The organism is Streptomyces panacea (assembly GCF_040560175.1).
Taxonomy (GTDB): Bacteria; Actinomycetota; Actinomycetes; order Streptomycetales; family Streptomycetaceae; genus Streptomyces; species Streptomyces panacea.
In genome coordinates this window covers 16,577-31,497 of sequence record NZ_JARJHW010000079.1, presented here as the reverse complement: position 1 = coordinate 31,497, position 14,921 = coordinate 16,577, and the positions used below count along the sequence as shown (strand labels likewise).

Here is a 14,921-nt window from a genome sequence, read left to right as displayed (position 1 = left end):
AGGTGAGGGTGACGGAGATGGACGCCTTGGCCTCCCCGTCGGCCAGGACGGCGGCCACTCCGGCGCCCGGCTTGACCGCCAGTTCGATGCCGAACGTGGCGCTGACCTCGCTCGGTCCCGCCGCCCGCGCCGCGTCCATCACGGTCGCGCCGACCGCGGCGATCACCTCGTTGACGCGGGCGACGCCCGACCGGAGCCGGTCGACGGCCCCGACGTCCTGGAACTCCGACTCGTCCGGCCGCAGCACGCTGACCCTGGCGAGGATGACCTGCCCACCGGGCAGGACCACCTCCTGTACGTCGTGATCCAACGCCACCGCTCCCCTCGTTCCCGACCGATCCGGTGTGCGATACCTCCCCTCCCCACCAGGTGGTTACGCTGATCGCATGTACTTCACTGATCGCGGGATCGAGGAACTGGAGAAGCGGCGCGGCGAGGAGGAGGTCACCTTCGAGTGGCTGGCCGAGCAGCTGCGTACGTTCGTCGATCTCAACCCGGACTTCGAGGTTCCGGTGGAGCGCCTGGCTACGTGGCTCGCCCGTCTCGACGACGAGGACGACGACGAGTAGCCATCGCGATAGGTCTTGACTTCCTCCATCCACGATATATCGTGTCCCGTAAGAGACGCGATATGTTGCGTCGTGGCCGGCCACAGGGGAGTCAGCACCATGGCAGAGTCGACGTGGGAAGTCAGTGAGCCGGAGAAGCTCACTTTCGGCGACCCGGTGACGGCGCTCAGCGTGCGCATCGTGAACGGCACGGTCAACGTCGTCGGCATCGACGAGACCGTGCTGGCCGAGCAGGGCGGCACGCGCCTGGAGGTCTCCGAGATCCACGGCCCGCCCCTGATCGTGACCCGCGCGGGCGACACGCTCACCATCGCCTACCGGGACCTCCCCTGGCAGAACTTCCTCAAGTGGCTCGACAGCAAGGGCCACCGGCGCCGCGCCGTCGTCTCCCTCACGGTCCCGGCGGGGGCGAGCGTCGAGGTCGGTGTCGTCGGGGCGGGTGCCGTGATCTCCGGGATCAAGGGGCGTACGGACGTGCGCGGCGTGAACGGTGACACCACCCTCGTCGGCCTGGCCGGCCGGGTCAGCGCGGAGACCGTCACCGGGAACGTGGAGGCCCAGGCCGTCACCGGCGACCTGCGCTTCAGCTCGGTCTCGGGCGATCTGACCGTCATCGACTGCGCGGGATCGTCCGTACGGGCGGACACCGTCAGCGGCGACATGGTCATCGACCTCGAACCCGCCGGCAAACCCACCGACATCAAGGTCAACACGGTCTCGGGCGAGGTGGCCATCCGGCTGCCGCACCCGACGGACGCGAAGGTCGAGGCGAACACGGCGAGCGGTTCGGTCTCCAACGCGTTCGACGACCTGCGCGTCGGCGGACAGTGGGGCGCGAAGAAGATCACCGGCACGCTCGGGGCGGGTACGGGGCAGCTCAAGGCGATCACGGTGTCCGGCTCGATCGCCCTGCTCCGCAGGCCACCGGCGGAAGACCCGTACGACGCCGCCCCCTCGTCTCCCCCCGCCAAGAAGGAGCTCTGACATGCCCCCGGTCTTCGCCCACGGCCGCCTCCGCCTCTACCTGCTCAAACTGCTCGACGAGGCACCGCGTCACGGCTACGAGGTGATCCGGCTGCTTGAGGAGCGCTTCCAGGGCCTGTACGCGCCCTCCGCCGGCACGGTCTACCCACGGCTGTCCAAACTGGAGGCCGAGGGCCTGGTCACCCACGCCACCGAGGGGGGCCGCAAGGTCTACTCGATCACGGAGGCGGGCCGCGAGGAGTTGGCGGGCCGCAGCGGTGAACTGGCCGACCTGGAGCTGGAGATCCGCGAGTCCGTCTCCGAACTCGCCGCGGAGATCCGCGACGACGTACGGGGCGCGGCGGGCCGGCTGCGCAACGAGATGCGCGCGGCGGCGGCGTCCGCGTCGGCCGGCGGGACCGCCGACGGGGAGCCCACACCGGGGGACGGCGAGTCCTGGCGCGCGGCGAAGGAGGAGCTGCGCCGCGCGAAGCAGGAGTGGAAGGAACAGGCACGCCGGGCGAAGGACGAGTCACGCCGGGCGCGTGAGGACGCACAACAGGCGCGCCGCCAGGCCAAGGAGGCGCAGGAGACGGCGCGCGAGGAGATGCTGCGCATCGCCAAGCAGGTCCAGGACCAGGTCCAGGGTCACTTCTCGCGCGGCGACTGGCCGACCGGGGTACGGGAGGGCCTGTCCGAGCTCTCGACGCACCTCGGTGGCCTGGCGAAGGGCTCCGCCTGGCCCCCGTACACCAAACCGGACACGGACCCGGCCTGGGGAGAGGACACCCCCACGACGGGCGACCCGGCCCGCGACCTGGACCGCCTGCTGGACCGTTTCCGCGACGACGTCCGCGACACGGCCCGCGACCACGGCGTGACGGAAACCCAACTGACGGAGGCCCGCCACCACTTGTCAACGGCGGCGGCCCACATCGGCGCGCTGCTGCGGAAGCCTCCGGCGTAAGGGGCACGCCTCCGACGTTCCCCGCCAAACTCCCTCGACGGCGTGGAAGACTTCTCGCGTGCCCATCTGGATAACCTCGCGCCGTCTGGGCGCCACCGCCGTCCTGTACGCCGTCTTCGTCGGCGGCTGGTACCTCGGTCAGCCTCTTGGCAACGTCGGCTGCGGCGACCCCGAACCGATAACGGCGTTCGAGAGGGACGAGACGATCAACGAGCCCGGCGATGTCGTCGGCGACCTCCGTGTGACAGCCAAGACGGTCGGGCGGGTCGCCACCGCCGAGGTCTTCGACACCTCCTCGATCGTGCCGTGCGATACGACGTCCCGCCCTCGCCTGGTGGCCTGGGTGACGGGCGACTGGCGCTGAGGGGCCGGGGTTTCGAACAGCGCCACGTGGCGGCGTGAGGGGAGCGGGGCCGCGGGAGGGGTGTGTTCGGACACTCAGGCCGACTTGTGCCGCGTGAACAGGGAGGCCACATCGGGTCCAACGAGCCTTGCACGCGGTGTTGAGTCACGCCGTCCGGACATACCCCTCCGAAGGACCCGCACCCCGCCCCCGGCAACGAAACAGCAACCGGACTACCGCCGCTCCCCGAACAGCGCCCGCTCCACCGCCCCGTACGTCCCTCCATGATCCGCGAGCACGTCCGACACCACCCCCGGCCGGGCCGTCAGCGCCAGCAGGATGTGGCCGTCGGTGATCTCCTTGTCGCCGCGGCCCAGCGCGACCCGCAGGGACTGCTCCAGCGTCTTCTTCGCGGCCGGTGTGAACTTCCTGTGGGACGTCCAGCCCCGCTTCGCACTCCCGCCCACCCCCATCGCGCCCGCGCCGTGCGTCTCCTCGACCTTCGAGACGATCTGCGCCACGTCGATCCCGATCTCGGCGAGCGCCGCCTCGTCGGCGTGCGACATACCGCCCCGCCGGCGCGCGTCGGCCAGTCCCGCCTCCACCGAGGCGCGCCGGTCCAGAATGCCGAGCGAGGCGAAGGCGAATGCCGAGCGCGTCCCCTCCGATTCGAGCAGTGCGAGCAGCATGTGCTCGTCGGTGACCTGGGGCGACGCCGTGCGTTCGGCCTGGGTGACGGCGCCCGTCACCACGGCGCGCGCGCCCTTCGTGAACCGTTCGAACATCACTGCCTCCCGTACTTCTTGTGTACCGCCTGCCTGCTGACACCGAGCTGGGCCGCGATCTCCTGCCACGACCAGCCCTGGTTTCGGGCGCTGCGCACCTGGACGGCTTCGAGCTGTTCGAGCAGCCGCCGCAGCGCGGCGACCGCCCTCAGCCCGACGCGGGGGTCGCGGTCGCCCGCCCGCTCGGCGAGATCCGTTGCATCGGTCATGACTGTCAACTTACGTTGACACCACAGCCGCGTCAACCAAAATTGACAAACAGTGGGTCAGCGGGTCAGCCGGTCAGCCGGTCAGCACGATCTTGCCGAACAGATCGCCCGCCGCCATCCGCTCGAAGCCCTCGCGGGCCCGGTCCAGCGGCAGGACGTCGTCGATCACGGGGCGGATGCCCGTCGCCGTACAGAAGGCCAGCAGGTCCTCCAGTTCGTCCTTGCTGCCCATCGTCGAGCCGACGATCCTCAGCTCCAGGAAGAAGACCCGGGTCAGCTCGGCGTGCGAGGGCCGGTCGCCGCTGGTGGCGCCGGAGATCACCAGAGTGCCGCCGGGCCGCAGGGACTTGATCGAGTGCGACCAGGTCGCGGCGCCGACCGTCTCGATGACCGCGTCCACGCGGTGCGGCAGCCGCGCGCCCGGCTCGAACGCGTCGGTGGCGCCCAGTTCGACGGCGCGCTCGCGCTTCGCCTCGTCGCGGCTGGTGGCGTACACCCGCAGCCCCGCGGCCTTCCCGAGGACGATCGCCGCGGTCGCGACACCGCCGCCCGCGCCCTGCACGAGGACGGAATCCCCGGGCCGTACACCGGCGTTGGTGAACAGCATCCGGTACGCGGTCAGCCAGGACGTCGGCAGACAGGCGGCCTGCTCGAAGGTCAGCTCGGCGGGCTTGGGCAGCAGATTCCAGGTGGGGACGGCGACCTGCTCGGCGAACGTGCCCTGGTAGCGCTCGGTGAGCAGTGAGCGGGGCTCGCGGGGACCGACGCCGTGGCCGGTCTGGCCGATGACGGAGTGGATGACGACCTCGTTGCCGTCCTCGTCGATCCCGGCGGCGTCGCAGCCGAGGATCATGGGCAACTGGTCCTCCGAGAACCCCACTCCGCGCAGGGTCCAGAGGTCGTGATGGTTGAGTGAGGCGGCCTTGACGGTCACGGTGGACCAGCCGGGGCGCGGCTCGGGAGCCGGGCGTTCGCCCAGCTCAAGGCCGTTGAGGGGCTGGTCGCGGTCGATGCGGGCTGCGTAGGCGGCGAACATGACCCCGACCCTAGGGCGGGGGCGGGACCCGTGGAACCACACCGGCGTGTGAGTCGGGTCCCGCCCCCGTCCGGTCTCAGTCCCTGCGGTACTGCGCGGGCGACGACTTCGTCGCCGGGTCCTCGTACGCGCCCGCCGTGCCCCGGTCCACGTGGAAGGTGGTCAGGGTGGAGACGGGCGAGGCCGGGTCGCGGCGGTCCCCGATGACGCGCATATGGGTGCTGAATCGTTCCGGCGTGACCTCGTACACGTCGTAGCCGTACCGGTTCCCCTCGAAGTACTGAAGGTGCGGGTTGGCCGCGCCCATCAGCGGCCCGTTGGCGGCGTTCCACTGCGCGTCGTACGCGCTGGAACTCACCGAGTGCGCCGTGAACTCCGTTCCCAGGACCGGCGATTCGGTGTTGTCGTAGTCCGGCCGGATGTCGTCGACGAACGCGGAGTGCCAGTCACCGGTGAGGACCACGAGGTCTTCGAGGCCGCTGGTGCGCACATGCTCCAGCACCTCCTTACGCTCGCCGAGGAAGCCGTCCCACTGGTCGGTGAACATGTAGCCGCCACCGGGGCGGCCCCGCAGCTGGCTGAGCATGATCGAGTTGGCCCAGATGTGCCAGCTGTCGGGCGCGCGGTCGACGGTCCTCTTCAACCAGGCCTTCTGGTCGGCGCCCAGGATGGTGCCGCCGGGCAGGTTCTGCGCGGAGCGGTACTGCCGCAGATCGAGCACGGCCAGCTCCAGCAGGTCGCCCCAGCGGCGCACCCGGTGGATGTCGATGTCCGGCAGGACGGAGTCGCCGGCGCCGCGGTGCGGCAGGTGCTCGTACCACGCCTGGTACGCGGCGGCCCGGCGCCCCATGAACGGTGCGCCGCCCCCCGTACCGCTGTAGTCGTTCACGACCTCGTGGTCGTCCCAGGTCAGGAACCACGGGTGCGCGGCGTGCGCGGCGCGCAGCGACGGGTCGCCCTTGTAGAGGGCGTGGCGCTTGCGGTAGTCGTGCAGCGTGTAGATGGCCGGGCCGTCGTGGTCCCGGATGTCGCTGCCCTCGGGGCCGTGCTCGTATATGTAGTCGCCGAGGTGGATGACGAAGTCAAGGTCCTCACGGGCGATCCCGGCCAGCGCGGCGTAGTGGCCCTGCGGGTAGTTCTGGCAGTTGGCGGTGGCGAAGCGGGCGCTGCGGACATGGCCGGCGGGCGCGGTACGGGTCCGGCCCAGTCGGCTGGTCCGGCCGAGCGCGGTGAAGGCGTACCAGTACGTACGGCCGGGGCGCAGGCCGCCGACCGGCACGTGCACGCTGTGCGCGAGCGTCGCGGACGCGGGGACGGTGCCGCGCGCGACGACGCGGCGCAGGCCGCGGTCCTCGGCGACGACCCAGCGGACGTCGACGACCTCGTCGAGCGGCTGCTCGCCCGGCTCGGCGAACGGCTCGGGCGCGAGCCGCGTCCACAGCACGACGCTGGTGGGCTGCGGGTCGCCGGACCCGACGCCGAGCGTGAACGGCGCCTTGTCGTACGTCGAACCGAGCGCCTCCGCGGCCTCGCGGGCCTGGGCGGGCGAGAGCCCGGCGGTCAGGGGCCAGACCACGTTGAGCGCGCCCGCGACGCCGGCGGCCTTGAGCAGATCACGTCTGTTGAGGGTCACGAGTGCCTTCCCGTCGTTGTCAGCCGGAGTGAGACCTCGTCGGCGTAGCCGTCGTTGGAGGTGCCCGCGCCGGTGCGGGTGAACGAGAGCTGTACGCGGGCGGATCGGGCGCCCGGCGGTACGGCGGCCTCGGCGCGGCGCTCCAACAGGGCGGTGGCGTGGCCGCGTTCACCGGCGGTGACGGGTCCGAGGACGGAGAGCGCGAGCGGGGTCCCGGTCCGGTCCCGGAACTCGACGGACAGCCTGACCCCGTCCTCCTGCCCGGCGTACCCGCCGAGCCAGCCGCTCAGCACGTACCGGACCCGCCCGGCGTCGACGGCACGGTGCCCGGTGGAGCCGGAGCCGGGGAGGGCCACCTCCTGGACGAGCGTGGTGAGGGGACTGTTCCCCCCGGAGAAGAACCGTCCCCCGGCCGCGCCGCCGCCCGGTCCGGGGTCGTCGGGCGTGGGATACCCCCCGCCGACGTCGTACCCGACGAGCGCGGGCGCCCCCTGCCGCACGCCCCACCCGACAACCCGCCCGACGGGCTCGGCGGTCCCTCCGGACCCCTTCTCGGCGTCACCGTTGACAAGCAGATTCACAAGCGCCTCCTGTTCAAGGATGGTTGGCGCGAGGATCTCACCAGGCGTGGGTGAATGCGCGGGGTTGGTTGGGTTGCGGTTACCGGTGCCCGGGCGCGGGCCGACGGAGACGGCGGGGCCCGGCACTCGGTCGGATGCCTCCGGGTGTCAGCGGCTGTCTCCGGATGTCAGCGGCGGGGGCCGGGTGTCAGCGGCGGGGTTGGATCTTCAGGTCGCCGCTGTTGAACGCGCGGCCCCTGTCACTGGCGAGGAGGTCGTGCGGGAGTCCCGGCTCGATCGCGCCTGCCTGGTCGAGGCGGGCCAGTTGGGCGGTGGTGAACTCGACCTCCAGGGCGCCCAGGTTGTCCTCCAGTTGCGCCGGGGTGCGGGCGCCGATGATCGATGCCGTCACGCCCGGGTTCCGCAGGGTCCAGGCCAGCCCGACCTGGCCGGGTGTCCGGCCCAGCTCCGTGGCGACCTCCCGCACGACGTCCGCCCTGGCGAGGTTGCGTTCGGTGAGCGCGCCGTTGGCGATGTTGAAGCCCTTGCGGGTGCCGTCTGCGGCGGCCTCCGTCGCTGTCAGGTCGGCCCGGCCGTACTTGCCGGTGAGCACCCCGCCGGCCAGCGGTGAGAACGGGACCACGCCCAGCCCCATCTCGCGCGCCATGGGGATCAGGTCACGTTCCCCGGTGCGCTCGATCAGGTTGTACTCGACCTGTAGCGCGACCAGCGGTGACCAGCCGCGCAGGTCGGCGATGGCCTGCATGCGCGACACCTGCCAGGCCGGGGCGGTGGAGATCGCCACGTACAGGACCTTGCCCTGGCGGACCAGGTCGTCCATCCCCCGCAGGATCTCCTCGACCGGCGTCGTGAAGTCCCACACGTGCAGGTAGAGCAGATCGAGGTAATCCGTGTTCAGCCGGCGCAGACTCGTCTCCACCGAGTCGAACATGGCCTTGCGGTGACTGCCCCCGGAATTGGGGTCGCCGGGCCGGCTCAGCGTCGAGTACTTCGTCGCCAGCACCAGGCTTTCCCGGTTGTCGCGGGTGAATTCGCCCAGCAGGCGCTCGGAGCTGCCGTTGGTGTAGGTACTGGCGGTGTCGATGAAATTGCCGCCGCGCCCGGTGTAGAGGTCGAAGAGTTTGCGCGCGTCGTCCTGCTCTGCGCCCCAGCCCCATTCGGTGCCGAAGGTCGCCGCGCCGAGGGCCAGCGGCGAGACCCGCAGCCCGGATCGGCCCAGCAGCCGGTAGGTGTCGAGAGTGAGGGACATCGTGTCCTCCTGTGCTTGTGATCCGTTGCCGGGGACAAGCCTGTGACCACCGCGAGCCGGGGATAAGGGAAAGAAGTTCCTGGGAAGGCCGGTCCTACCCTCGCTGTAGCATCGAAGGGGATGACCGTCACCGTGAGCACCGTGGACGCGACGCGGGAGCTGGCCGCCTTCCTGCGCACCCGCCGCGAGCAGCTGGACCCGCGCGATTTCGGTCTGCCGCCGCGCCGGCGGGCCCGGCGGACCCCGGGACTGCGCCGCGAAGAGGTCGCCGAACTGGCCGGGATCAGCATCGACTACATCGTGCGGCTGGAACAGGGCCGCGGGCTGCGGCCTTCGGCGAACGTGGTGGAGGCGCTGGCACGGGCGCTGCGCCTGGCCCCCGGCGAACGCGCCTACCTGTTCAACCTGGCCCAGCAGCGTCCCCGTAACGCCGAGGAACCCGCCACCACCGCGGCGCCGCCACTGGCCCGGCTGGTCGCCGATCTGTCGCCGCTGCCGGCGATGCTGATGAACCACCGTTACGACATCCTGGCCTGGAACACCGAAATGGCGAGGCTGCTGGTGGATTTCGACACCCTGCCGCCGGCGCGGCGCAATTCGATGTGGCTGTGTCTGATGCATCCGCGGATGCGCGAGTTCTACGTCGACCGCGAACGCGTCGTACGGGAGGGAATCGCGCACCTGCGCGCCGCGTGGGCCGCGCATCCGGACGATCGGGCGCTGACCGACCTCATCAACGAATTCACCGCCCACGACGAGGAGTTCGCGCGGTTCTGGAACGAGCGGGACATCACCGTGAACGGCCGCGGGCGCAAGGAGATGCGGCATCCCGACGTCGGTACGATCACGGTGGATTTCGAGGTGCTGACGCCGCTGCCGGATCCGGACCAGCGGTTGGTGATCTACCGGCCCACGGACGACGAGAGCCGGTCGGCGCTGCGCCGGCTGTGCGCGCGGTGACACCGAAGCGTCCAGGCGCACGCTGAGCCGGGCCGCTGTTCCGGTTCGACCCGCTGTCCCTGTTCGACCCGCTGTCCCTGTTCGGCCGGCTGGTCCGGTTCGGTCGGCCGTTCCGGCGTGGTCGCACCGCGGGGCCGCCCCCACCGGGGAAGGCGGCCCCGCGACAGCTACCGAACGGCTAACGCCGCGCGACCCCCTCCGACCGTGCCGCCGCGGCGACCGCCGACGTCACCGCCGGGGCCACCCGCTCGTCGAACGGGGACGGGATCACGTAGTCCGCCGACAGTTCGTCGCCGACCACGTCGGCCAGCGCGTTGGCCGCCGCGATCTTCATGCCCTCCGTGATGCGCGACGCCCGCACCTGGAGCGCGCCCGCGAAGATCCCGGGGAACGCCAGCACGTTGTTGATCTGGTTCGGGTAGTCGCTGCGGCCCGTCGCCACGACCGACGCGTACTGGTGCGCGATGTCCGGGTGGACCTCCGGGGTCGGGTTGGCCATGGCGAAGACGAACGCCTCCGGGGCCATCGACGCGATCGCCGGCTCCGGGACCGTACCCCCGGACACGCCGATGAAGACGTCCGCGCCCGCGAGTGCGGCCTCCAGCGAGCCGGAGAGACCCGCGCGGTTCGTGATCTCGGCCAGCTCGCGCTTGACGTCCGTCAGGTCGTCGCGGTCGGGGCTGACGATGCCCTTGCGGTCCGCGACCGACACATCGCCGATCCCCGCCGCCAGCAGGAACTTCGCGATGGCGACCCCCGCCGCGCCCGCCCCGGAGATGACGGCGCGCAGGTCGCCGAGCGTGCGCCCGGTGAGCTTCGCGGCGTTGCGCAGGGCGGCGAGCGTCACGACGGCCGTGCCGTGCTGGTCGTCGTGGAAGACGGGGATGTCGAGCCGCTCCTGGAGCCTGCGCTCGATCTCGAAGCAGCGGGGCGCCGAGATGTCCTCCAGGTTGACCCCGCCGAAGGACGGCGCGAGCCGCACGACGGTGTCGATGATCTCGTCGGTGTCGGTCGTGGCGAGCGCCAGCGGCACCGCGTCGACGCCGCCGAACTGCTTGAACAGGATCGCCTTGCCCTCCATCACGGGGAGCGAGGCCTCCGGGCCGATGTCGCCGAGACCGAGGACCGCGGTCCCGTCCGTCACGACGGCGACGACCTGCGACTTCCAGGTGTAGTCGTGGACCAGCTCCGGGTTCTCGGCGATCGCCGTGCACACCTTGGCGACACCGGGCGTGTAGGCGAGGGACAAGTCGTCCTTGTCCCGGACGGGCACGGTGGACCGGATGGCCATCTTCCCGCCGCGGTGCAGCGCGAACGCCGGATCGAAGGGCTCGTCGGTGGCGAGGTCACCCGCGACGTCACCCGCGAGGTCACTCGCGACATCACCGACGCTTTCGCTTTCGCTCTCACTGCGAGGATTCACGATCTCCGCTGCCATGTTCTTGACCCCTTAAGTCTCTTCATCAGTTGAGGGTGTCCACTCCTGGGTTACGGAGGGGTGGGCGGGCACCGCGTACGAGACCTGTTATCGGCGGTTGGAGCGCCGAACAGGAGGAGGTATGCACGCGCGGGCGCGCCGCACACGCGCCCTGAGCCCCGGATGAGGGGTGTAGCTGTCCTTCATACCGGACGGGCCGGACGTCCACGACTCCTTCTACAAGCGGTGACATGACTCATAGCGGAGTTTCAGGACACTTCCGCCGCACGACACGAAACCACCAGGAGGGGGATGACGGACCGGAGATTGTCCGGCCGGTAGAAGGCTCACCAGCAGATGGTCCGGTCTTGGTCTGTCGGCCCGCTGGGACACGGGGGTCACCCGTTATCCGATTTTGACATGAAGAGGCTCCTGAACGGACCAGTCCGAATGGCAAGATGCCCTAATCAATCGCACACGGTCGCGACACTCGATGGCGCGTGCCCACCGCGTGGCAATTCCCTCGTCCGCCGGAGGATCCTCATCATGACCGCCAGCTTCACCAGTCGTACCACCGCCGGTAAGTCCCGCCTCGCCGCGGTCGGCGCGATCGCGGTCGCCGGCACTCTGCTGCTGACCGCCTGCGGCGACCAGACCGACAGCGGGAAGAAGGACTCCCCCGCGACCACGAAGAGTGCCCCTCTGGCCGATCAGCTGCCGAAGGCGATCGCGGACAAGGGCGTCATCAAGGTGGGCTCCGACATCGCGTACCCGCCGGTCGAGTTCAAGGACGACGCGGGCAAGACCGTCGGTATCGACCCCGACATCGCCGACGCGCTCGGCAAGCAGCTCGGCGTGAAGTTCGAGTTCGAGAACGGCACGTTCGACACGCTGCTCACGGGTCTGCGCTCCAAGCGCTACGACATAGCCATGTCGGCCATGACCGACACCAAGGCGCGCCAGGACGGCGTGGACTCCGAGACGGGCAAGAAGGTCGGCGAGGGTGTCGACTTCGTCGACTACTTCACCGCCGGTGTCTCGATCTACACCAAGAAGGGCGACGACAAGGGCATCGCCGCCTGGTCGGACCTGTGCGGCAAGAAGATGGTCGTCCAGCGCGGCACCGTCTCGCACGACCTGGCCAAGGCCGAGTCGACGAAGTGTACGGACGGTGGCAAGAAGGCCATCGGGATCGAGGCGTTCGACAACGACCAGCAGGCCCAGACGCGGCTGCGCGCCGGCGGCGCCGACGCCGGTTCGTCGGACTTCCCGGTCGCGGCGTACGCGGTGAAGACCTCGGGCGGCGGCAACGACTTCCAGCTCGTCGGCGATCAGATCGAGGCCGCCCCGTACGGCATCGCGGTCGCCAAGGGCAACGACGAGCTGAGCAAGGCTCTCCAGGCCGCGCTCGACGCGATCATCAAGAACGGCGAGTACGACAAGATCATCGCGAAGTGGGGCGTCGACGCCGGCGCGGTCAAGGAAGCCTCGATCAACTCCGGCACCTGATCCGCGCCCGGCTCCGAAAGGCAGCATCCGTGTCTGTTGACATCACGAAGTCGGACGGCCCCTCCGCCGCGCCACCGGCGGGACCCGCCGGGTCGGAGGCCATCAAGGCCGTTCCGGTCCGGCACTTCGGGCGGTACGTGAGCGCGGTCGTCGCTGTCGCGCTGCTCGCGACGATCATCTACGCGTTCTCCCAGGGAAAGATCAACTGGGGCGCCGTACCGGACTACTTCTTCGACGACCGCATCCTCAAGGGTGTCGGCCAGACGATGATCCTCACCGTCCTGTCGATGGCCATCGGCGTGATCGGCGGCATCGTGCTGGCGGTGATGCGGCTGTCGAAGAACCCGGTGATGTCGTCCATCGCGTGGTCGTACATCTGGTTCTTCCGCGGTACGCCGGTCCTCGTCCAGCTCATGGTCTGGTTCAACCTGGGCCTGGTCTTCGAGTACATCAACCTCGGGCCGATCTACAAGGACTACTGGGCCAGCTTCATGACGCCGTTCCTGACGGCGCTGCTCGGCCTCGGCCTCAACGAGGCCGCGTACATGGCGGAGATCTGCCGCGCCGGTCTGCTCTCGGTGGACGAGGGGCAGACGGAGGCGTCCCACGCGCTGGGCATGAGCCACTCCAAGACGCTGCGCCGCGTCGTGATCCCGCAGGCGATGCGGGTGATCGTGCCGCCGACCGGCAACGAAGTCATCAACATGTTGAAGACGACGTCCCTGGTGGCGACCGTGCAGTTCTACGAGTTGCTGAGATACGCGCAGGACATCGGACAGACGTCCGGCGCCCCGGTCGAGATGCTGTTCCTCGCCGCCGCCTGGTATCTGCTCATGACCTCGGTCCTGAGCATCGGCCAGTACTACCTGGAGCGGCACTACGCGCGCGGCTCGCTGCGCACCCTGCCGCAGACCCCGATGCAGAAGATCAAGGCCAATCTGCTGTCCCTGGGCCGCCCGAACGGAGGCACCGCATGACCGCCATCGCGAAGACGACGAACGGCGCGACCGGGACCGCGATGGTGAAGGCCGAGGCCGTACACAAGTCGTTCGGCGCCGCGCACGTGCTCAAGGGCATCGACCTGGAGGTCGCGCCGCGCGAGGTCTTCTGTCTGATCGGGCCCTCCGGCTCCGGCAAGTCGACCTTCCTGCGGTGCATCAACCATCTGGAGCAGGTCAACGCCGGACGGCTGTACGTCGACGGCGAGCTGGTCGGCTACCGCCAGAAGGGCGACAAGCTGTACGAGCTGCGGGACTCCGAAGTCGCCCTGAAGCGCCGGGACATCGGCATGGTCTTCCAGCGCTTCAACCTGTTCCCGCACATGACGGCCATCGAGAACATCATGGAAGCGCCGATGCAGGTGCGCCGTGAGACGAAGGCCGTGGCCAGGGAGCGGGCCGAGAAGCTGCTGGACCGGGTCGGGCTCGCGGACAAGGCCGACGGCTATCCGTCCCAGCTCTCCGGCGGCCAGCAGCAGCGCGTGGCGATCGCCCGCGCGCTGGCGATGGAGCCCAAGCTGATGCTCTTCGACGAGCCGACGTCGGCGCTCGACCCGGAGCTGGTGGGCGATGTCCTGGACGTGATGCGGGATCTCGCCGAGTCCGGCATGACGATGATCGTCGTGACGCACGAGATGGGCTTCGCCCGCGAGGTGGGCGACGCGCTGGTGTTCATGGACGACGGCGTGGTCGTGGAGTCGGGCCATCCGCGCGAGGTCCTGACGAATCCGCAGCACGAACGGACGAAGTCGTTCCTGTCGAAGGTGCTGTAGACGCGGGAACGAGGGGGGTTACGGGCCGTCAGGCCCGTAACCCCCCTCCCGCGTCCCGCCTACTTCAGCGCGAGCATCAGGGAGTCCGACGGTGAGGACCAGACCGCGCGCGCCTCGCCGAAGCCCGCGCCGGTGAGCGTCTTCGCGTGCCACTCGGCGGAGGGGGTGTCGCCGTCCGCGTGCTCGCCGTAGATCGCGAACCGCTCGGCGGTCGGCCCCGCGAGCACCGGGTCCTTGCCGGCGAGGTCCCACCAGTCGGCCCAGTCGAGGGCGCCCTCGGCCTTGGCGCGGTCCATCTCCCGGTGCCGGTGGGCGCGTTCGGCCTCGTTGATACGAGGCGTACTCAGGTCCGCCATGTGGTCGGCGTTCATGAAGACGCCGCCGGGCCTGACGAGGCCGGCGACCTGTCCGTAGAGCGTGGCCAGCGGTTCGCTGTGCAGCCAGTGCAGCGCGGTGGCGGTGAGGACGGCGTCGTACGAGTCGTACGGCAGCTTCGCCGTCCAGTCGGGGTCCTTCAGATCGGCCCGCACCAGCGTCAGGCGGGTGTCTCCGGAGAAGTAACCCCCGGCGATGGCGAGCAGCGCGGGGTCGAGGTCGACGCCGGTGCTGGTGGCCGCCGGGAACCGCTGGAGCAGCCGGTCGGTGATGCTGCCCGTACCGCACGCGAGGTCGAGCACCCGCGGTTCGGGGCCCACCAGCGCCTCGACCATGTCGAGCATCACCCGGAAGCGCTCCTCGCGGTCGGGCATGTACCACTCCTGCTGGCGGTCCCAGCTGTCCTGCCAGGCCCGCCAGTCGGCCCGGCCGGGCGCGGGCACCCCGCCCGCGGCGGCCCCCGCGTCCGCCGCCACACCCGTCCCCGTGCCCGTGTCCACCATCGGAACCCTCCGCTCCGTAATACCCTGTACGCAAGACCAGCTATTACGCCG

The 14,921-nt window shown here is 70.2% G+C and carries 17 protein-coding genes; 8 read left to right on the top strand and 9 right to left on the bottom strand.

Features of this window, described 5'->3' with window-relative positions; translation table 11 throughout:
- Positions 1-310 (bottom strand): CU044_2847 family protein (locus tag P3L51_RS19815; RefSeq protein ID WP_354606594.1); only part of this gene is annotated, 310 nt, incomplete at its 3' end.
- Between the two features lie 76 nt (positions 311-386).
- On the opposite strand from P3L51_RS19815, the gene P3L51_RS19810 reads away from it, so the two are divergent.
- The 4 genes from P3L51_RS19810 to P3L51_RS19795 all read left to right on the top strand — a co-directional run bounded on the left by P3L51_RS19810 (position 387) and on the right by P3L51_RS19795 (position 2,863).
- Positions 387-569, top strand: coding sequence for a DUF6104 family protein (locus P3L51_RS19810; RefSeq protein ID WP_019075209.1), 183 nt, complete (start codon positions 387-389; stop codon positions 567-569).
- A gap of 99 nt (positions 570-668) precedes the next feature.
- The gene (locus P3L51_RS19805; protein ID WP_354606593.1) at positions 669-1,553 is read left to right on the top strand and encodes a DUF4097 family beta strand repeat-containing protein; all 885 of its coding nucleotides are present in this window, start codon (positions 669-671) and stop codon (positions 1,551-1,553) included.
- A 1-nt stretch (position 1,554) separates the two neighbouring features.
- Complete coding sequence (locus P3L51_RS19800) at positions 1,555-2,499, top strand: PadR family transcriptional regulator (RefSeq protein WP_354606592.1); 945 nt, start codon at positions 1,555-1,557, stop codon at positions 2,497-2,499.
- Positions 2,500-2,557: 58 nt separating this feature from the next.
- Positions 2,558-2,863, top strand: coding sequence for a hypothetical protein (locus P3L51_RS19795; RefSeq protein WP_354606591.1), 306 nt, complete (start codon positions 2,558-2,560; stop codon positions 2,861-2,863).
- A gap of 212 nt (positions 2,864-3,075) precedes the next feature.
- Here the strand turns inward: P3L51_RS19795 and P3L51_RS19790 are convergent, their stop codons facing one another.
- The 6 genes from P3L51_RS19790 to P3L51_RS19765 form a co-directional block, all read right to left on the bottom strand.
- Entirely contained in the window at positions 3,076-3,627 is a 552-nt protein-coding gene (locus P3L51_RS19790; protein WP_354606590.1) for a Clp protease N-terminal domain-containing protein, read from the bottom strand.
- A complete protein-coding gene (locus P3L51_RS19785) occupies positions 3,627-3,836 on the bottom strand; it encodes a helix-turn-helix domain-containing protein (RefSeq protein ID WP_069630502.1) in 210 nt (69 codons plus the stop codon). Before P3L51_RS19785 ends, P3L51_RS19790 begins: the two co-directional genes overlap by 1 nt.
- 73 nt (positions 3,837-3,909) lie before the next feature.
- Complete coding sequence (locus P3L51_RS19780; protein WP_354606589.1) at positions 3,910-4,872, bottom strand: zinc-binding dehydrogenase; 963 nt, start codon at positions 4,870-4,872, stop codon at positions 3,910-3,912.
- A gap of 76 nt (positions 4,873-4,948) precedes the next feature.
- Positions 4,949-6,505: an alkaline phosphatase D family protein gene (locus P3L51_RS19775; protein ID WP_354606588.1), complete on the bottom strand. Its 1,557-nt coding sequence runs from the start codon at positions 6,503-6,505 to the stop codon at positions 4,949-4,951.
- A complete protein-coding gene (locus tag P3L51_RS19770; protein WP_354606587.1) occupies positions 6,502-7,086 on the bottom strand; it encodes a phosphoesterase in 585 nt (194 codons plus the stop codon). Before P3L51_RS19770 ends, P3L51_RS19775 begins: the two co-directional genes overlap by 4 nt.
- A 187-nt stretch (positions 7,087-7,273) precedes the next feature.
- Positions 7,274-8,335, bottom strand: coding sequence for an aldo/keto reductase (locus P3L51_RS19765; RefSeq protein WP_354606586.1), 1,062 nt, complete (start codon positions 8,333-8,335; stop codon positions 7,274-7,276).
- A gap of 120 nt (positions 8,336-8,455) precedes the next feature.
- On the opposite strand from P3L51_RS19765, the gene P3L51_RS19760 reads away from it, so the two are divergent.
- Positions 8,456-9,295 (top strand): helix-turn-helix transcriptional regulator, encoded by an 840-nt coding sequence (locus P3L51_RS19760; protein ID WP_354606585.1) that lies wholly within the window; start codon positions 8,456-8,458, stop codon positions 9,293-9,295.
- Between the two features lie 178 nt (positions 9,296-9,473).
- Here the strand turns inward: P3L51_RS19760 and P3L51_RS19755 are convergent, their stop codons facing one another.
- Positions 9,474-10,733 (bottom strand): NAD(P)-dependent malic enzyme, encoded by a 1,260-nt coding sequence (locus P3L51_RS19755; RefSeq protein WP_354606584.1) that lies wholly within the window; start codon positions 10,731-10,733, stop codon positions 9,474-9,476.
- A 525-nt stretch (positions 10,734-11,258) separates the two neighbouring features.
- On the opposite strand from P3L51_RS19755, the gene P3L51_RS19750 reads away from it, so the two are divergent.
- The 3 genes from P3L51_RS19750 to P3L51_RS19740 are packed head-to-tail and all read left to right on the top strand — an operon-like array spanning position 11,259 to position 13,992.
- Positions 11,259-12,221 (top strand): ABC transporter substrate-binding protein, encoded by a 963-nt coding sequence (locus P3L51_RS19750; RefSeq protein WP_354606583.1) that lies wholly within the window; start codon positions 11,259-11,261, stop codon positions 12,219-12,221.
- Positions 12,222-12,250: 29 nt separating this feature from the next.
- A complete protein-coding gene (locus P3L51_RS19745) occupies positions 12,251-13,198 on the top strand; it encodes an amino acid ABC transporter permease (protein WP_354606582.1) in 948 nt (315 codons plus the stop codon).
- Positions 13,195-13,992 carry an amino acid ABC transporter ATP-binding protein gene (locus tag P3L51_RS19740; protein ID WP_354606581.1) on the top strand — a complete coding sequence of 266 codons (798 nt, stop codon included), beginning with the start codon at positions 13,195-13,197 and terminating at the stop codon, positions 13,990-13,992. The genes P3L51_RS19745 and P3L51_RS19740 overlap by 4 nt, the downstream gene beginning before the upstream one ends.
- 59 nt (positions 13,993-14,051) lie before the next feature.
- Here P3L51_RS19740 and P3L51_RS19735 read toward each other — a convergent pair whose 3' ends face one another.
- Positions 14,052-14,870, bottom strand: coding sequence for a class I SAM-dependent methyltransferase (locus P3L51_RS19735; protein WP_354606580.1), 819 nt, complete (start codon positions 14,868-14,870; stop codon positions 14,052-14,054).
- Between the last annotated feature and the right edge of the window lie 51 nt (positions 14,871-14,921).